The sequence below is a fragment of the Mesorhizobium sp. 113-1-2 genome (assembly GCF_016756475.1).
Classification (GTDB): Bacteria; Pseudomonadota; Alphaproteobacteria; order Rhizobiales; family Rhizobiaceae; genus Mesorhizobium; species Mesorhizobium loti_C.
In genome coordinates, this window is sequence record NZ_AP023242.1 from 542,569 (window position 1) to 560,778 (window position 18,210).

The window sequence follows — 18,210 nt, forward strand, 5'->3', positions numbered from 1 at the left end:
CCATTGGTCCAGCTGGGAAAAATCGTCGGCTAAGGACTTCTCAGGTCGATTTGCCATCGAAAACCCGTCAAAGCTTCGTCAATCCGTCATGGAAATCACCTATGGCAGCGAGACTGACGAGGACTTCCCATGCGTTATGCCATCTACTTCACCCCCCGGCAGGACGAACCGCTGGCGCGGATCGCCGCCAACTGGCTGGGCCGCGACCCGTTCGGCGCGGCGACAAGGCCGGTCGAGGCCGTGGCCGATTTATCGGCGGCGGAAGTTGCCTTCCACACCGCCTCGGCGCGCCGCTATGGCTTCCACGCGACGCTGAAAGCCCCCTTCCGCCTGGCGGCCAACGAGACGGAAACCTCGCTGCGCGCCGCAATCGACCATTTTGCCGAAGCGACGCCTGTTGTGACGATCCCGCGCCTCGTCGTCAGCCAGATCGACAGCTTCTTCGCGCTGGTGCCCGAGGGACCGTTCCCGCCGCTCAACCGCTTCGCCGACGACGTCGTGCGCGATTTCGACCGCTTTCGCGCGCCGCTGACCGAGGCCGAGATCGAACGGCGCAGCCCGGATTCGCTGAAGCCGGCCGAGTTCCGCAATCTCTGCCAGTGGGGTTACCCCTATGTCTTCGAGACCTTCCGCTTCCACATGACACTGTCCGGCCGGGCCGGGCCACAGGAAAGCCCTCGTCTTCGCCTAGCAATCGACAGCCTGTTCGCGGACGTGCTGCGGCAGCCGGTGCTGGTGGACGCGCTGACGCTGTTTGTCGAACCCGAACCCGGTGCGCCGTTCATGGTGCTGTCCCAGCACGCGCTGGGACGCCGCCCGGCCAGAAAAATCGCCTGAACAAACATTACCCAGACAAGGACTGCCCGAAATGACCGCCGAAACCGTTCTTTCCAACGCCCGCATCGTACTTGCCGACGAGATCGTCGAGGGGTCGCTGGTGCTGCGTGACGGCTTTATCGCCGGCATCGATGCAGGCTCTGGCCGGACCGGCGAGGACATGGGCGGCGACTATGTCATTCCCGGGCTGGTCGAACTGCACACCGACCATCTCGAAGGCCATTACGCACCGCGGCCGAAGGTGCGCTGGAACCCGATTGCCGCCGTGCTTGCCCATGACGCGCAGGTGGCAACGGCCGGCATCACCACCGTCCTCGACGCCTTGCGCGTCGGCATGGACGAGGATGCCGACCTCACCTTGGCCGATATCCGCAAGCTGGCCGACGCGATCGAGGACAGCGTCGCGCAGGATCGTTTGCGGGCCGATCACTTCCTGCATCTGCGCTGCGAGGTTTCGGCGCCGGACTGCCTGCAGGCCTTCGCCAATTTCGACGGGGACGACCGGGTCAAGCTGGCCTCGCTGATGGACCATGCGCCGGGCCAGCGCCAGTTCGTCAATCTCGAAACCTATGCCTATTACTACCAGCGCAAGCTGAAGCTGAGCGATCGCGACTTCAAATTGTTCTGCGAGAAGCGGATGGCGGAATCGGCGCGCAATTCGGCACCGAACCGCGCGGTGATCGCAGCCGCCTGCCATGAGCGTGGCATCGTGCTGGCCAGCCATGACGACGCCACATCGGGCCATGTCGACGAGGCGATCGAGCAGGGTGTGCGCGTTGCCGAGTTCCCGACCACCGAGGAAGCGGCGCGCGCCTCGAAGGCCGCGGGCCTCGGCGTGCTGATGGGCGCGCCCAACGTCATGCGCGGCGCCTCACATTCGGGCAATGTCTCGGCGCGCGCGCTGGCCAGTGATGGCCTGCTCGACATCCTGTCTTCGGACTACATTCCCTTCAGCCTGATCCAGTCCGCCTTCTTCCTCGGCGACATGGTCGAAGGCATTTCGCTGCCGCAGGCTGTCGCCATGGTTTCGAAGAACCCGGCCGAAGCCGTTGGCCTGACCGACCGCGGCATCATCGAACAGGGCCGCCGCGCCGATCTGGTGCGCGTGCGCGTCGACGACCATGTTCCGGTGGTGCGCACCGTCTGGCGGCAGGGACGCCGGGTCGCGTGATGGTGTCGGCCTTGATCGAGCGCGAACTGTCCGCTGAAACGTTTCCAATCCGCCATGGCGTCTTTGTCGCCGTCGTGGGGCCCAGCGGCGCCGGCAAGGACACGGTGATCGGCTACGCCCGCGCGCTGTTCGCCGACGAGAGCCGGCTGGAGTTCGTGCGCCGCGTCATCACCCGGCCGAGCGATGCCGCGAGCGAGGATCACGACACGCTGGCCGATGCCGCCTTCGTCGAGGCCGAGGCCGACGGCGCCTTCGCGATTTCGTGGGAAGCACATGGCTTGCGCTACGGCCTGCCGGCCGATGTCGACTGGTCGGTAGCCAATGGCCATGTCGCCGTGGCGAACGTTTCGCGCGCGATCATCCCGGTGTTGCGCGAGCGCTACGCCAATCTGGCCATTGTCGAGATCACTGCCTCGCCCGACGTGCTGGCCGAGCGGCTGGCGATGCGCGGTCGCGAGTCACGTGGCGAAGTGCTGGCGCGCTTGGCGCGCAGCGCCAATGTGACCCTGACCGGCCCCGGCGTCACTTCGATCGACAACAGCGGCCCGCGCGAAGCGGCCGGCGAACGCTTTGCCGAGCTGCTGCGCAAGGCGATGGCTTTCTCCGACATGTCTGGCCTGATCTGATCCAAGCGTGCATGCACGGACCTTAGGGTGTGCGTTCGACTGGCTCGAAGCACCGCCGGTTGGCGCTTGCTTTCCCGCTGCCTCCGGAGCGCTATGTGGTGCTGACCACGCAAGTGATTCCGGCTACGCTTTCCCGACTCATAAAACCCAGGTCGGACGAGACAGACAGGAAGCCTCGATGCAGACGCTGACGCCCATCCTCTCGACGGTCACGGCGGCCTTTCTCGCTTCTTTCGTCGAGGTCGTCGAAGCCTTCACCATCGTGCTCGCGGTCGGCGTGACGCGCAGCTGGCGCCCGGCGCTGACCGGTGCCGCCCTGGCGCTGGCGCTGCTGGCGGCGCTCGTGCTGGCGTTCGGGCCGCTGCTGGCGCTGGTGCCGATCACCACGCTGCAGTTCGTCGTGGGCGTGCTGCTGATCCTGTTCGGCATGCGCTGGCTGCGAAAGGCCATCCTGCGCAGCGTCGGCGTCATCGCGCTGCATGACGAGGAGGCGGCCTTCTCCAAGGAGACCGCCGCCCTCAACCAGCAGGCCAATGACCGCCGCGCCGACTACCTCGCCGGGCTGGCGTCGTTCAAGGCGGTGCTGCTCGAAGGTGTCGAGGTGGTGTTCATCGTCATTGCTGTCGGCGCGGCCCATGGGCAGACGCTCTATGCCAGCCTGGGCGCGCTGGCGGCGTTCATCCTGGTGATGCTGATCGGCCTGGCGGTCCACCGGCCGCTGGCGCGCGTGCCGGAGAATGCGCTGAAATTCGTGGTCGGGCTGATGCTGACCAGCTTCGGCATCTTTTGGACCGGCGAAGGCATCGGCGCCGACTGGCCGGGCGCCGACCTCGCTCTGCTCGCCATCTTCGCCATCGTCGCGCTGGCGTCGTTTGCCATGGTGCGCTGGCTGCGCAGCACCTATCCCGTATCAGCCGGCGGGCTAGCCCGATGAGCCTCATCCGTCTTGTCGCCAGGGAATTCTTCGGGATGTTCGTCGATGACGGCAATCTGGCGTTGCTGGCGCTGGTGCTGGTCGCCGCTGTCGCAGCAGCGGTGAAGCTGTTGGCCCTGCCGCCGCTGCTCGGCGGCGCGCTGCTGCTGGTCGGCTGTCTCGCCATCCTGCTGCTGAGCGTTCGCCGCGCTGCACGCGCGACCAATCGGTAAAGACAGTCCGAATAGTAGCTATCGTGGGCATCGTTTCGTCACCGGAACGACGCCGCCCAAGGTCGAGAAGAGGCTGGTTATGCCGGCGTCCCGAGCGACGCTGTCAGCCCTTGAAAGCCGGCAGGGTCAGGCCCTTGACGCCGACGTCGAGCGCGAACAATCCGCCAGGATTCTTCTGGCGGACGAAGTGGCTGGCCGGGCGCTTGAGCACAGCCGAGGTGACATAGAGGATGTCGAGGTTCTTGCCGCCGAATTCGCAGCAGGTCGGCAGGTCGGTCGGCAGAACCACGGTCTGCATCAATTCGCCATCAGGGTCATAGCGGCAGACCTTGCTGGTCACCGGGATGGTGACCCAGTAGCAGCCCTCGGCATCGACGGTGGCCCCATCGGCAACGCCGCCGGTCATCGTCATGTCGATGAAGGTGCGGCGGTTCTCGATGTCGCCGGTGGTGGGGTCGAAATCATAGGCCCACACCGCGCCGGCATGGCTGTCGGAGAAATACATGGTCTTCGAATCCGGGCTCCAGGCCAAGCCGTTGGAACAGCCGATGCCGTCGATCATCCTGTGCACGGAAAGGTCCGGATCGAGCCTATAAAGCGCGCCGATGAATTCGATCGGCTGGCCCGGCACCTCGAACATCGAACCCGACCAGAAGCGGCCCTGGCGGTCCGGCTTGCCGTCGTTGAAGCGCGTTTTCGGCATATGGGATTCCGGATCGACGATCGCCTCGAATGTGCCCGTCGCCGGATCGAAGAAATGGAAGCCGTTGGTCATGGTCAGCACCAGGCCGCCCTTTTCGCGCAGGCCGAGGCAGCCGAGATATTCCGGTGTCTCGAAGGTCTCGTCCTTGCCGGTCGCTGGGTCGTAGCGATGGATCAGCTTCTTCCAGATGTCGATCCACCACAGCACGCCGGCCTTGGGGTCCCAGAGCGTGCCTTCGCCGAGTTCGGCCCTGGCATCGACGACGCACGTGATTTGAACCATGGTCAGCCCTCCTTTCTGCGCAGCCTGCCGCCGAGGCCGGCGAAAGTCTCGCTGCCGATCGACACGGTGATCAGGATCACCGCACCATAGACGATGAGCAGCGCCCCGCTTGACAGGTTCAGCGCCGGCAAAAGACCAGTGAGGATGGTGAGCACCATGGCGCCGGCGACGGTGCCGAGATAATGGCCGCTGCCGCCGAGGATGGAGGCGCCGCCGATGGCGACCGCCGCGATCGAGGTGAACAGATAGGCGTCGCCCATGCCGAGATAGGCCTGGCCAGAATAGCCGGTCAAGAGCATGCCGGCGAAGGCGGCGGTAAGGCCCGAGATGACATAGGTCAGGATGGTGGTGCGCGCGGTCGGCACGCCGGAGAATTCGGCGACCGTGGCGCTGGTGCCGAGCGCGTAGAGATGGCGGCCGAACGCCGCCTTGGAGAGCAGCAGCGTCGCCACCAGGGTCAGCGCCAGCCAGATCAGTGCGACAACCGGGAAGCCGCCGATGCGCCCAACCGACAGGAACTGGATCAGCGCCGGCGCCGACGGGGTCGGCGAGCCGCCGGTCAGCACCAGGATCAGGCCTTGCAGGATGACGTTGGTGGCCAGTGTCATGATGATCGGCGGCACGCCGAACTGGGCGACGCCGACGCCGTTGATGAGGCCGATGAAGGCGCCGCCGGCAAGCAGCAGCGGCATGACCCAGACCAGCGGCAGATCCTGGCCGCCGCACAGCAGCGCCATGATGATCGCGGCTGAATTCAGCACCCAAGGCACCGACAGGTCGATGCCGCCGCCGATGATGACGAAGGTCTGGCCGAGCGCGACGATGCCGACGAAGGCGGCGAGCACGACGGTCGAGCGCATGTTGGAGACCGACAGGAAGCCCGGCGAGAACAAGGCCGTGACCAGGAGCAGCACGACCATGCCGGCATAGGCGAGCACGATGAGGCGGTTGCGGGCGAGGAAGGCGCTCATTGGACGCGGTTCCTTGCGGCTTTCTCGGCGACGGAACTGGCCAGCACCGAGAGCAGCAAGATAACGCCGGACGCGACCGGCTGCCAGTAGCTCGACACATGCAGGACGAAGACCAGATTGCCGATCAGGGTCAGCACGAAGGCGCCGATCAGCGTGCCAGCGAGATGGCCACGGCCGCCGAACAGGCTGACGCCGCCGATGACCGCCGCCGCGACCGAAGGCAGGATGTAATCCTTGCCGATGGTCGGCGAGCCGGCGCCGGTCTGCGTCACCAAGAACAGCGCCGCACCGGCCGCGAACAGGCCGGACAGGCCATAGGTGATGAGGTTGACCCTTGTGATCGAGACACCGGACAGGAAGGCCGACTTTTCGTTGGAGCCGGTCGCCTGGATGGCGATGCCCACCCGGGTGGCGCGGAACCACCACCAGAATATCAGCAGCGCCAGCAGCATCCAGACCGGGCTGGTCAGGCCGATGAGCTGCGCCGAGGCAAAGCCGACCCACCAGCCGGGAACGCTGCCGCCATCGGTCGGCAGGATGATCATGGCGACGCCGTTCAGGATCGACCAGGTGGCGAGCGTCACCAGGAAGGGCTGCAGCTTGAGCAGCGAGATCAGCAGGCCGTTGAGCGCGCCGATGAGGAAGCCGAGTGCGAGAATGATCAACGCCCAAAGGGCCGTGCTCGACGGATCATCGGTAAAGCACGTTGCCGCGATCACCGTGCCGAGACTGATCATGCCGCCGATCGACAGGTCGATGCCACCGCGCAGCAGCACGATGGTCTGCCCGGTCGCCGCCAGCATCAGCGTCATCGCCGCCGCCGTGTCGAGGTTGAGCTCGTCCAGCGTGAAGACGCCGGATTGCAGGCTGCCATAAATGCCGATGATCAACGCCAGCATCAGGCAAGCGACCAGGAACGGCGCACGGTCGAGCGCGCGGCCGCGCCAATCGATGCCTGGCCTTGCTTGTTTCTCTTCGGCTGGCCTTTGCACCATCTCCAATGGTCTCTCCGCAGCGGACATCACCATGCCTCACGCCGCCCTGGTTTCAAGCATGGCCGCACGCAGGATTTCCTCCTCCGAAATGTGATCTCCCTCCAGCGTCGCGGCAATGCGGCCGTTGCGCATCACCAGCACGCGGTCGGCGACATGGACAAGCTCCGGCATGTCGCTGGAATGGAACAGGATCGCGTAGCCCTTGGCGGCGAGATCGCGCATCAGCTGAAAAATCTCGCCCTTGGTGCCGACATCGACGCCGCGCGTCGGATCGTAGAGCAGGAGCACGCGCGCCTGTGTGAGCAGCATCTTGCCGAAGATCACCTTCTGCTGGTTGCCGCCCGACAGCGTGCCGGCAAGCTGTTCCGGCGTGCCGGCCTTGATGCGCAGGAAATCGACCATCTCCTTGACCAGCGCGGTTTCCTTTTGCCGGCTCAGCAAGCCGTTTTCGGTGAAACGCTTGATCACCGACAGCGTCAAATTCTCGCGCACGCTCTTGGTCAGCAGCAGGCCCTGACCGCGCCGGTCCTCCGGCACCAGCGCAATGCCGTCCCTGCCGGTCAGCGCCTGGCGCGGATTGCCGATCGTGGCAGGTTTGCCCCACAGTTCGATCGTGCCGCTCGCTCTGGTGGCGCCGAACAGCGCCTGGAACAGTTCGCGCTGGCCGTGGCCTTGCAGGCCGCCAACGCCGAGCACCTCGCCTTCGCGCAGGGCAAAATCGACGCCGGAGAGCCGGCTGCCACTGGAGAAATTCTTCACCCTCAGCGCGATGCGATCGGTCGCCGTCGCGATGCGCTCCGGATAGAGCCGGTCGAGATGCCGGCCGATCATCTGGGTGACGATCTCGTTGTCGGACACGGCGTTGGCCTCGTGCGCGGCGACGGTGCTGCCATTGCGAAAGATTGTCAGCCGGTCGGCGATGGCGCGCACTTCGGCCATGCGATGCGAGATGAAGATGACCAGCCTGCCTTCGGCGGCCAGCTGCCGGGTGAGTTTCAACAGCCATTCGGCCTCCCGCGCCGGCAGCGCCGAGGTCGCTTCGTCGAGGATCAGGATGCGCGGGTCCTTGGCCAGGCCCTTGGCGATCTCGACGATCTGCCGTTCGGCCAATGTCAGCCGCCGCAGTTCCTGGTCGGGGCGCAGCGCCGGGAAATCATACTTGTCCAGCAGCGCCAGCGTCTTGCGGCGCATTTCGCCGCGATTGACGGTGCGCAACAGCGTGCGCGGCTCGTGGCGGAACCAGATGTTCTGTTCGACGCTGAGGTCGGGGATCAGCGACAGTTCCTGGAAGACGGCGGCGATGCCGCGCGCCTGTGCGGCATCCGGATTGGCAGGGCGATACTCCTGGCCATCGACCAGGATCGAGCCACCATCGTGCTGTACCGCGCCCGACAGGATCTGGATGAAGGTGCTCTTGCCCGCGCCATTCTCGCCGAGCAAGGCGTGCACCTCGCCGGCGCGGGCGCTGAATGTCGCCTCGCTCAGCGCGATGATGCCGCCATAGCGTTTGGACAGGCCTTTGACGGTGACGAGGTCCATGCTTGCGCCTTCGAAAAGCGCTCCCGACATCTTGCGATGCCGGGAGACAGGGTCGTGGTCACTGGATGTTACTTGGTACCGGCAGCTTCCGCAGCGGTGATCTCGACCCAGTCGGGCGTGATCGGCAGCGTCAGGCCGGGCGCCTGGTCCGGGAAGGCATTCTCGCCAATCGCGATCTTGATCATCTTGGTGCCGGGATAGAGCTTGGACTCGAACGGATCGGTGGTGACGAAGTCGCCCTTGACCGAGACGGAACGCTCGGCCGGCTTCTTGCCGGTGTCGAGAATGTCGACCGCCAGCTTGATCGCCTCCGAAGAGAGATAGGCCGGGTTGGAGCCAAGGATGCACTTGGCGCCTTGTGTCTGCGCGCAGGTAACGGCGGCGACATTGTAGGAGAAGCCGACGACCGGGACGATCGGCCGGCCGGCATCCTTCAGCGCCTGGATGGCGCCGGAGCCATAGCCCTGCGTCATGATGCCGTCGATCTTCGGATTGGCGGCAAGCAGGGCCGCGACACCCGACTGTTCCGGCCCGAGCGCATAGTTGCCGTTGTAGTAGCCGACCACCTTGATGTCGGGATATTTGGCCAGCACCTTCTCATAGCCTCCCTGCAGCTGCGCCGAGATCGGCGCGCCGGCGAGGCCGCGGTCAAGGATGATGTTGCCCTTGCCGCCAAGCTGCGTGGCCATCCACTCGGCCATGACGGAAGGAATACGGTCCCAGTCGGAAGCGACAGCAAAGGCGCAGGGTTCGGTCACCACCTGGTCGAAGCTGATGACGACGATGCCGGCATCGCAGGCCTTCTTGATGGTTGGGTTGAGCGCCGAGTCCGAACCGGCATCGACGAGGATGGCGTCGGGCTTCTGGCGGATGATGTTGTTCAGCGAGTTGATCTGAGCCTGGACGGTGTTCTCGACATTCTCGATCTTGAGGTCGACGCGGCCCTTCAGCGGCCCTTTGTTGACCGACACGGTGGCGACACGCTCCATCTGTTGGCGCCAGTCATTGCCGACGAAATTGTTCGAGAGATAGATGGTGTAGGGCTTCTTGTCCTCGGCACGGCTCGGCGCTGTGCCGACGGCGATCGCGGAGATGGCAAGCGCTGCCAATCCGGCGCAAACTATCTTCAGTTTCATGATCTCTCCTCCTTCGTGTTTCCTGCATCAGCCGGTGACGGACTTTGCCATCTTGGTGGGTGCTGCATGTAAATGATACCGGTACCAATAGACCTTGTCAATTTGAGCCAAGTCGTATTGGAGAGGCCTGGAGCGACCATTTCGTCACCCTTCGCAGGCATCGTCATTTCGAGCCGGCGGCCTCGGCCGGGGTGATTTCGACCCAATCCGGGCTAACCGGAAGAAACAGGCCCGGTGCCATCTCCGGAAAGGCATTCTTGCCGACCTCGATCTTCTGCATGGTCGCATCGGGATACAATTCCGACGGAACCGGATCGGTGGTGAGGAAGGCATTGCGCAGCAGTATCTTCTTCTCCGCCGGCTTCTTGCCGTCGAGGATCTCCACCGCGAGCTTCAAGGCTTCGGCCGACAGATAGGCAGGGTTGGGTGCAAGGATGCACTGGGCGCCCTGGGTCTGAACACAGGTCGTCGTCGTCAGGTTGAAAGGACTGCCGGTGATGGGCACGATCGGACGCCCGGCATCCTGCAGCGCCTTGATCGCTCCGGCGCCGTAGCCCTGGACGAAGATGGCGTCGACTTGCGGGTGCGCCGCCAGCAGGCTGGCGACGCCGGCCTGTTCCGGCCCCAGCGCATAGTCGCCGTTGAAATAGCCGACCACTTCAATGCCGGGATATTTCTTGATGACTTCCTCGAAACCACCTTGCAACTGGGCGGAGATCGGCGCGCCGGCAAGTCCGCGGTCAACGAGGATCTTGCCCTTGCCGCCAAGCTTCTTGACCAGCCACTCGGCCTCGACACGCGGCGCCCGGCCCCAGTCGGACTCCATCGTGTAGGCGCAAGGCGCGCTGACGATCTGATCGAAGGCAATGATCAAGATACCGGCATCGCAAGCCTTCTGGATCGTCGGGTTGAGGGCTTCGCCGGAGCCAGCATCGATGACGATGGCGTCGGGCTTGTTGCGAATGATGTTGTTGAGGGAGTTGATCTGCGCCTGGACCGTGGTCTCGACCACCTCGACCTTGAGGTCGACGCGACCGGCAAGCGGCGGCTTCTTGACCGCGATGTCGGCGCTGCGCAGCATCTGCTGGCGCCAATCATTGCCGACGAAATTGTTTGAGAGATAGATGGTGTAGGGCTTCTTGTCCTGTGCGTTGGCCGGCTCGGCATCGATCGACAGCCAAGTCGCCGTGACCACCGCAAGCCCGGCGAAAAATGCGCCTGCTCTCATGATTTCCTCCTCCCGTGTTTGGTGTCGGGCCGCGCGAACGCCGCCGCCTTTCAAGTGCCTTCCAGGCACACCCCCAATCGACAGACCTTGTTCCTGTGCATGCCCCGGAGCCGCAGCGCATCCTGAGTGACATGCACCAGGCAAATGCTCAGCGTCGGATGAGGCTTCGCATCCACGTTGGATCGTGGTCCTCCGCGCAGCCTTCATCCTAGCTATGATGCTATTATAATTTTATAAGGCTGTCCATGGCCGAGACCAGGAAATCGGCGCACACCAATGCCGCCGACCGGGTTCAGGACAGGTCGTTGGGCGCGTCGTAGGTGATGCTGAAGATGTCGGCGGGGTGGCGGGCAACGGAGAACTCGATGCTGCGCTGGTCCGCCGACTGGTAAAGCATCTCCACCGTCAACACCGGACTGCCGAGCGTGATGCCGAGATCGGCCGCGACAGCCTCGTCGGCGATCTCGGCGCGCACCGTGACATGCGCCACGTCGAGCCGCAGGCCGAGATGTTTCTGCACCGAACGGAAGATCAGCACGTCGGAAAAATCTTCCCGCTTCAGGCGCGCGCCGATGTCGGGCGGAAAGTAGGTGGTGATCTGCGCCTTGCGCTGTTCGCCGATCGACAGCACGCTGCGCAGACAATAGCCGGCCTCGTCCTTGCCCATGCCGAAATGGCGCTGGAGCACCGGCGAAACCTCCTTGCGGTAGGATTTCACCGTCAGCTTGGCGTCCTTGGTGAAGGCCGCCATGTCGGCGAAGTTCTTGAACTTCCAGCTCAGATTGACCGATGGGCTGCGCGCCGCCACCACGGCCGGCTTGGCCGAGCGCTTCTTGATCAATCCGTCTGCCTCGAGATCGCGAAGCGCCTGGCGCACGGTGATCAGGCTGACGCCGAAATGCTCGGCAATGGTCGCTTCCTTCGGCAGTTCGCCGCCGACGGGGAAGGTGCCGTTGCCGATCGGCTCACGCAATATGTCGGCAAGCTGGCGATAGAGCGGGCCGTTGGCGCGGCCGAGCGTGCGCCTGGGAAGACTGTCGATGGTGGGGTGGTCCATGGGCCTCGTCACGCCTGTATCGAAGCTTTTATAATAGCTTCTTTCGCAAGAGGCTAGGCAAGGCTGCTGACGATCAACCGTCTCAGACGAAGAGCCGAAGCGGCTGTTCGATCGCCGATTTCAGGGTCGCCAGCCATTCGGCAGCGGCGGACTCATCCATGCTGGACGCATCCACAATCAGCAGGCATTCGGCATGATCGCCGGCCGTGTTGAGCGAGACGGCCAGCCGCATCGCGCGGCCAGGCAGCAGCGGCATCACGACCGGCCGGATGTCGGTGGTGGGCAGCCGCCGCAGGGACAGCGCCGCCGGTTTGCCCGCCTCGTCGCGACTGTCGGCCAATGCCGCAAGCCGCGTTGCGCGCAGCGATGTCAGGGACATTTCGGGAACCACCGTGAATACGATTTGCCGGCCCGCCAGTTCCAGCGCCACGGAAGCGTCGCCGACCTTGGAGGTATCAGGCATCTCGGCAAATGCTCGACCAGCAGCGCGCAGCAGCACGTCGTCGAGAGCGAACACATGTCCCGCGCTCTCAAGCGCCGCCAGCAGGTCTTGCAGCGCATTGAGGGCGACGGACGTGGCAAAGGCGGCGATGCGGGGCGTGGCCGGAGAGGGCGACACCGCAGGGGCGACGGCAGCGGGCGAAACGACCGTAGCGGCAGCCGCAACGAAAGCCTGCACATCGGCGGCCAGGATGCGGCCGCCAGGGCCGCTGCCGCGAAGTGCTTCGAGCGGCAGCGAACGCTCGCGCGCCAGCCGACGGGCATAGGGCGAAACCGCAAGACGGCTTGCCTGTGCGACAGCTGCATTCATTTCAGGAACTCTGAATTCACGCAGTTGGTCAGCCGTCCCTCCGTAAGATAGGCATGCACCACCTCGATCGATTTCAGCCTGAGGTCGCGCATCGATGCCGGGCTGTAGAAGGCGGCGTGCGGGGTGACGATCAGCCGGTTGGCGATCCAAGCTTCCCGGGCGCGCCATGCGGCGAGGAGCGGATGATCGAGATCGCCGGGCTCGTTCGGCAAGACGTCGAGGCCAGCGCCGGCGACGGTGCCGTTGCGCATCGCCGCTTCGAGCGCGTCGAGATCGACGATCGGGCCGCGCGCGGTGTTGATCAGGACAAGGCCTGGCTTGGCAGCGGCGAAGGCGTTGGCGCCAAGCAGCCTGCGGGTCTCCTCACTGAGCGGCGTGTGGATGCTCAACACATCCGCGCGCCCCATCAGGTCGGCCAGCGCATGGACGCGTTCGTAGCCGGTCGACAAATCGACACCGGAGAGAAGATGCGGGTCATAAAACACCACCTTCATATCGAAGGCGGCGGCGCGGCGCGCTGTGGCGAGGCCGATGCGGCCAAGCCCGACAATGCCGAAGGTGGCGCCCTTGTGCCGGCGCACCAGCGGTGCCTTGGAGAAATGCCAGCCCTCGGTGCCATGGCCGGAAAGCTCCGCGCCATAGGTCGAGGTGCCGCGCGTCAGCGCCAGCATCAGGCCGATGGCGTGGTCGGCGACCTCGGTGGTGCCATAGTCCGGCACGTTGCAGGCCGGAATTTTCCGCACCCCCCAGCCTGCTGTGTCGATGTTGTCGAAGCCGACGCCGGAGCGCACGGCGATCCGTGCCTTGGGAAAGGCCGACGGAGCGGCGGCGACATTGTGGGTGGGCGAATAGTTGATGACGGCGTCGACCGCCGCGCAAATGGCCGGATCCAGCGCGGCTGCCTTGTCGTTGGTCGAGCGGGCGAGGATGAACTCGATGTCGGGATAATGCTGCCGCTCGAGTTCGGCCTCGTCGGCGGCTTGCCAGTTGGCGCACAGGATCTTCATGCTGGCCCTTCGAATTCCATGAGTATGGTGGTTACTTCTTGATGCCGCCGATGCGGCCGCCCATCGGCACCACGGCGCCGACCGGCTGGTCGATGGCGCTGAGCGTGCCGCTGATGGGTGCCTCGATCTCGACCACGGCCTTGTCGGTCTCGATCTCGGCGATCAGTTCGCCTTCCTTGACCACATCGCCGACGGCCTTCAACCATTTGATGACCGTGCCTTCGCTGACGGTGAGATCGCCGAACGGCATCGTTATCGGCTCGTCGTCGCCGGTAGTAGCCGAGGCGGCAACTGGTGGCGCGGCGGGCTGCGGCTTCACCGGAGCAGGTACCGACTTAGCCGGCGCGGCATTTTTCAGACCGACCGTATACCAGTGATCCGGCACCGGCGGCTTGCCGGCAATGACATCGCAAGCGCCTTGGACAATGCGGGCGGTGTCGACCAGCATGGCGCGCTCCAGCACTGGCGCGAAGGGATGCGAGGTCGGCGCGGTGTGCAGCCTTCCGGGTGGCGCATCGAGTTCGTCGAAGGCGAGTTCGTTGATGGCCTGAGCGATCTCACCGCCAAGGCCGCACATCGCCCAGGCCTCATCGACGACGAGCAGGCGATGGGTTTTGCTGACACTGGCGACAATCGCGTCGATATCGAGCGGCATGATGGTGCGCGGATCGATCACCTCAGCCTCGATGCCTTCGGCGGCGAGTGCTTCCGCAGCCTCCAGCGCGCGTTGCACCATCTGGCCGGCGGCGACGATGGTGATGTCAGTGCCTGGCCGCGCAATGCGGGCGACACCGAACGGAACAAAATGCTCGCCGACCGGCACCTCGCCCTTGGAGGCGAACAGCGCCTTGGGCTCCAGCATGATGACGGGATCGCCGGCCCTGAGCGCCGTCTTCATCAGGCCCTTAGCATCGGCCGGGGTGGAAGGCACGCAGACGATGAGGCCCGGCATATGGGCGAAGACCGGGTGATAGATGCCGCTGTGATGCGGGCCTGAGCTGCGTAGCGCGCCGGCGCCGACGCGCACAACCATCGGCGCGCTCATCAGGCCGCTGGTCATGTAGCGCAGCTTGGCCGCCTGCAGGAAAATCTGGCCGGCGGTTTCGAAGGCGAAGTCGGCAAACATCAGGTCGGAAACCGTGCGCGCGCCAGTGGCCGAGGCGCCGACGGCGGCAGCGGTGAAACCCTGTTCGGAGATCGGCGTGTCGACCATGCGCTCGGCGCCAAACTCCTGCCAGAGGTTCTTGGTATGAGCGAAACTGCCGCCACGCTCACCGGTGCCCTCGCCGAAGTAGAGGATCGCCGGATTGGCGCGCATCTCCTCGGCGATGCCGTCGCGCACGGCCTCGAGCCAGCCTTGTGTCTTCGTCTCTCCGACGGCACGCGGCTGCAACGCAGATGGCGGATTGATCGGATCGGCAAAGACATGCAAGCGCACCGTCTCCGGATCGGGCTCGGGCGAATTGCGGGCGAAGGCCAGCGCCTCCTCGACCACCTTCTCGATCCGCGCTTCGATCACCGCGAGCGCATCGGCATCGGCGATTTCATAGTCCTCGATCAGTTTCTTGCGGAACATGTCGATCGGATCGCGCTTGATCCAGGCGTCGAGCTCTTCCTGCGTGCGGTAGGTGCCGATGACCGGATCGCCCTCGTGGTGGCCGACGGTGCGATAGGTCTTGGCCTCGATCAGCGTCGGGCCCTTGCCGGCGCGGGCACGCTCGGTGGCCTCCTTCATGGCCAGCCAGACGGCGAAGACGTCATTGCCGTCCACCGCAACCCCAGGCATGCCGTAGGAGGCGGCCTTGGTGGCGATCTCTGGGTTCAGGGTGATCGACTTCAGCGGCGTGGCGGTGGCGTAGAGGTTGTTCTCGCAGATGAAGACCGCCGGCGCCCGCTGCACGGCCGCGAAGTTGAGCGCCTCGTGGAAGCCGCCATGGTTGGCGGCGCCGTCGCCGAAGAAGGCGACGCCGATATCGTCGCGGCCCTGCTGGCGGGCACTCATGCCGATGCCGACGGCATGGCCGATGCCGGCGGCGACAATGCCGTTGGTGCCGAACAGGCCAACCGAGCGGTCGTAAAGATGCATGGTGCCGCCCCGGCCGCCGCAAATGCCATCAACCCTACCGAACAGCTCGGCCATCACCCGGCCGGGATCGGCGCCCTTGGCCAGCGCATGGCCATGGCCGCGATGGGTCGAGGTCACCCAATCGGTTGGCCTGAGATGTGCGCAGACGCCGACGCCTGTCGCCTCCTCGCCGATATAGAGATGCAGGAAGCCGGGGGTTTCGCCCTTGCGGCAGGCGATCTGGGCGATGCTTTCGAAACGGCGCAACAACACCATGCGTTCGAACAGATCGAGCAGGATTTTTGGATCGGGCAGGTTTGGAGCGCCCTTGAAATCGTCGCGTGCGCGCGCCGCAGACATTGCCACCAAAGCCTCCCTGAAATGCGTCCGACGCCGGGCGGCAGGGCGCCGGCGGCGAGCTTGTTGGCCGCTCGCTTCGGTGCATCATAGATTATAATAGCATAATGTCTACTGGCTCCGAGCGGAGCCATGCGAGGTGTTAGATCTTCGTGATCCGCACGGTGGCGTCGGGCCGCCGGAACAGTTCCGGCCGCAGGCTGAGGCCGAGCCCCGGCCCTTCGAGCGGCGCGACATGGCCGTCCTTGGCCGGCGGAATGTCGGCGACGATCTCGGTGTACCAGCCGGTGAAATAGGCGCGCACGGCTTCCTGGTAATTGACGTTCGGCAAGGTCGCCGACAGGGCGCAGCTGGCGGCATAGACGATCGGGCCGGTGCAATCGTGCAAGGTGACAGGCAGTTCGCTGGCCTCGGCCATGTTGGCGATCTTACGCGCCTCGGAGAGTCCGCCACACCAGGCGAGGTCGATCATGATCACTGAAGCCGCGCGCTTGTCGATCAATTGCTTGAACATCTGCCGCGAGGCCAGCCGTTCGCTGGCGGCGATCGGGATCGAGGTGTGACGGGCCAGCTCGGCCATGGCGTCGAGTTCGTTGTAGCGGATCGGCTCCTCCAGCCAGGCAACGTCGTAGGCTTTCAATGCCTCGGCGATGCGCAGCACCGGCGGCAAGGTCCATAGCCCGTGCAGCTCGACCATGATTTCCATGTCGCGGCCGACGGCGTCGCGGATTTTCTGGAATGGCTCCAGCGCCTTGTCGAGATCGGTGAGCGAAATGCGGGTGCCGTTCGACGCCTCTGCGGCAACGTCGAAGGGCCAGATCTTCATCGCGCCGATGCCTTCCGATTTCAGGCTCCTGGCGAGGTCGCCGGCATTGTAGCGCCAGGCGAGCAGGTCCTCATACGGACCTTCGTTCGAATCGCCAGGCTTGAGCGACCAGTCCTCGCCGCGCTCGAAAAGGGCGTTCTTCTTGGTGGCACGGACATGTTTGTAGCCGGCGCAGGTGTTGTAGATCGGCACGCTTCTGTGGGTGCGCCCGCCGAGCAGCCGCCAGACCGGCTCGCCGAGCGCCTGGCCATAGATATCCCACAGCGCGATGTTGACGGCGGAATTGCCGCGCACCTCGGCGCCGGAATCGCGCGCGCCGACATAGACACTGCCGAGCGTGCGGTCATGCAGCTCGATGTCGCGCGGATCCTTGCCAAGCAGATAGGACGCGACATTGTCGTGGATGTAGGCGGCAACCGGCCCCGGCGCCCAAAATGTCTCGCCGGTGCCGATGAAGCCGGCATCGGTATGGACGCGCAGCCAGAACAGGAAGGGGAACTCGGCCAGCTGCAGCGTTTCGAGCGCAACGACTTTCATCTTTTTTCTCCCCATTCCAACCGACCGCACGGTCGATGGGACAGTAGCACATCGCCGTTGACAGCCATTTATGGTACCGGTATCAATTCCGTCAAGATGGTCACCGGGAGGGTGCTCGCTTGCCTGCCGAAAATCAAAACACCACACCAAAGAGAGCGCTGGTCACTGGCGCCGCCGGCGGCCTCGGCCGCGAGGTGGCGGTCCAGTTGGCCCGGCGCGGCTGTAGCGTCGCGGTCACCGACATCAATGGCGAGGGACTGGCCGACACTGCCCGACAGATCAAGGAAACCGGTGCGGAAACCGAAATCATAACAGGCGATTTCACGCTGGAGGACGCGCCAGAAGCGGCGGTGGAAAAAGTGGTGGCGCGATGGGGCGGCATCGACATCCTGGTCAACAATGCCGGCTATGGCGTGATCGAGCCGTTCCTCGACGCCACCTTCAAGGCGTGGACGCGGACGCTGGCGCTCAACGTCACCGCGCTGGCCATGGCCTGCAAGGCGGCAGGACGGGTGATGCGCGAGCAGCGTTCGGGGCGCATCATCAACATCACCTCGCCGGGCTCGCGCATGGCGCTGCCCGATTACGCCGCCTACACGGCAAGCAAGGCCGGCGTCGATTCCATCACCCGCGCCGCGGCCGTGGCGCTGGCGCCCTATGGCGTGCTGGTCAACAGCCTGGCGCCCGGCATGATGGACACCGAGATGCAGCGCTCGACCGAGGTCGACCTTGCCCGCGCCAATGGCCGCAACGATCTGCAGGCCTTCCTCGACGAGCGCACGCGCCGCATCCCGCTTGGCCGCCGTGCCGAAATTTCCGAGGTGGCCGAAGCCGTCATCTGGCTCTGCCTCGACGCGCCGAAATACATGACCGCCGAGCGGCTCAACATGTCGGGCGGGCTCGACAAGGACTGATC

17 protein-coding genes are annotated in these 18,210 nt (G+C 64.9%); 6 read left to right on the forward strand and 11 right to left on the reverse strand.

The window, feature by feature from the left end:
- Positions 1–129 precede the first annotated feature (129 nt).
- From JN279_RS02480 to JN279_RS02500, 5 genes are all read left to right on the forward strand, one after another.
- Positions 130–837 carry a DUF1045 domain-containing protein gene (locus JN279_RS02480; RefSeq protein ID WP_202351891.1) on the forward strand — a complete coding sequence of 236 codons (708 nt, stop codon included), beginning with the start codon at positions 130–132 and terminating at the stop codon, positions 835–837.
- 31 nt (positions 838–868) lie between these two features.
- On the forward strand, positions 869–2,008 hold the full coding sequence (locus JN279_RS02485) for an alpha-D-ribose 1-methylphosphonate 5-triphosphate diphosphatase (protein ID WP_202351892.1): 1,140 nt from the start codon (positions 869–871) through the stop codon (positions 2,006–2,008).
- Positions 2,005–2,634 carry a phosphonate metabolism protein/1,5-bisphosphokinase (PRPP-forming) PhnN gene (gene phnN, locus JN279_RS02490; protein ID WP_202351893.1) on the forward strand — a complete coding sequence of 210 codons (630 nt, stop codon included), beginning with the start codon at positions 2,005–2,007 and terminating at the stop codon, positions 2,632–2,634. The genes JN279_RS02485 and phnN overlap by 4 nt, the downstream gene beginning before the upstream one ends.
- Positions 2,635–2,812: 178 nt before the next feature.
- Complete coding sequence (locus JN279_RS02495) at positions 2,813–3,568, forward strand: COG4280 domain-containing protein (protein WP_096452645.1); 756 nt, start codon at positions 2,813–2,815, stop codon at positions 3,566–3,568.
- Positions 3,565–3,780, forward strand: a complete 216-nt coding sequence (locus tag JN279_RS02500) for a hypothetical protein (RefSeq protein WP_202351894.1) — start codon at positions 3,565–3,567, stop codon at positions 3,778–3,780. The genes JN279_RS02495 and JN279_RS02500 overlap by 4 nt, the downstream gene beginning before the upstream one ends.
- 103 nt (positions 3,781–3,883) lie before the next feature.
- Here the strand turns inward: JN279_RS02500 and JN279_RS02505 are convergent, their stop codons facing one another.
- The 11 genes from JN279_RS02505 to JN279_RS02555 all read right to left on the reverse strand — a co-directional run bounded on the left by JN279_RS02505 (position 3,884) and on the right by JN279_RS02555 (position 17,294).
- Entirely contained in the window at positions 3,884–4,765 is an 882-nt protein-coding gene (locus JN279_RS02505) for an SMP-30/gluconolactonase/LRE family protein (RefSeq protein ID WP_202351895.1), read from the reverse strand.
- Between the two features lie 2 nt (positions 4,766–4,767).
- Positions 4,768–5,736, reverse strand: a complete 969-nt coding sequence (locus JN279_RS02510; RefSeq protein ID WP_202351896.1) for an ABC transporter permease — start codon at positions 5,734–5,736, stop codon at positions 4,768–4,770.
- Positions 5,733–6,731 carry an ABC transporter permease gene (locus JN279_RS02515; RefSeq protein WP_244734377.1) on the reverse strand — a complete coding sequence of 333 codons (999 nt, stop codon included), beginning with the start codon at positions 6,729–6,731 and terminating at the stop codon, positions 5,733–5,735. Before JN279_RS02515 ends, JN279_RS02510 begins: the two co-directional genes overlap by 4 nt.
- Positions 6,732–6,767: 36 nt before the next feature.
- Positions 6,768–8,270 (reverse strand): sugar ABC transporter ATP-binding protein, encoded by a 1,503-nt coding sequence (locus tag JN279_RS02520; protein ID WP_244734378.1) that lies wholly within the window; start codon positions 8,268–8,270, stop codon positions 6,768–6,770.
- A 68-nt stretch (positions 8,271–8,338) separates the two neighbouring features.
- Positions 8,339–9,406, reverse strand: coding sequence for a substrate-binding domain-containing protein (locus JN279_RS02525; protein WP_202351899.1), 1,068 nt, complete (start codon positions 9,404–9,406; stop codon positions 8,339–8,341).
- Positions 9,407–9,569: 163 nt separating this feature from the next.
- Entirely contained in the window at positions 9,570–10,634 is a 1,065-nt protein-coding gene (locus JN279_RS02530) for a sugar ABC transporter substrate-binding protein (protein ID WP_202351900.1), read from the reverse strand.
- 292 nt (positions 10,635–10,926) lie between these two features.
- Positions 10,927–11,691: a GntR family transcriptional regulator gene (locus JN279_RS02535; RefSeq protein ID WP_202351901.1), complete on the reverse strand. Its 765-nt coding sequence runs from the start codon at positions 11,689–11,691 to the stop codon at positions 10,927–10,929.
- 82 nt (positions 11,692–11,773) lie between these two features.
- Positions 11,774–12,502: an E3 binding domain-containing protein gene (locus JN279_RS02540; protein ID WP_202351902.1), complete on the reverse strand. Its 729-nt coding sequence runs from the start codon at positions 12,500–12,502 to the stop codon at positions 11,774–11,776.
- Positions 12,499–13,509 carry a C-terminal binding protein gene (locus JN279_RS02545; RefSeq protein WP_202351903.1) on the reverse strand — a complete coding sequence of 337 codons (1,011 nt, stop codon included), beginning with the start codon at positions 13,507–13,509 and terminating at the stop codon, positions 12,499–12,501. Before JN279_RS02545 ends, JN279_RS02540 begins: the two co-directional genes overlap by 4 nt.
- A gap of 31 nt (positions 13,510–13,540) precedes the next feature.
- A complete protein-coding gene (locus tag JN279_RS02550) occupies positions 13,541–15,934 on the reverse strand; it encodes a thiamine pyrophosphate-dependent enzyme (RefSeq protein ID WP_244734379.1) in 2,394 nt (797 codons plus the stop codon).
- 139 nt (positions 15,935–16,073) lie between these two features.
- On the reverse strand, positions 16,074–17,294 hold the full coding sequence (locus JN279_RS02555) for a mandelate racemase/muconate lactonizing enzyme family protein (RefSeq protein ID WP_202351905.1): 1,221 nt from the start codon (positions 17,292–17,294) through the stop codon (positions 16,074–16,076).
- Positions 17,295–17,413: 119 nt separating this feature from the next.
- Here JN279_RS02555 and JN279_RS02560 point away from each other — a divergent pair, with 119 nt between their 5' ends.
- Positions 17,414–18,208, forward strand: coding sequence for an SDR family NAD(P)-dependent oxidoreductase (locus JN279_RS02560; RefSeq protein ID WP_202351906.1), 795 nt, complete (start codon positions 17,414–17,416; stop codon positions 18,206–18,208).
- The last annotated feature ends 2 nt before the right edge of the window (positions 18,209–18,210 follow it).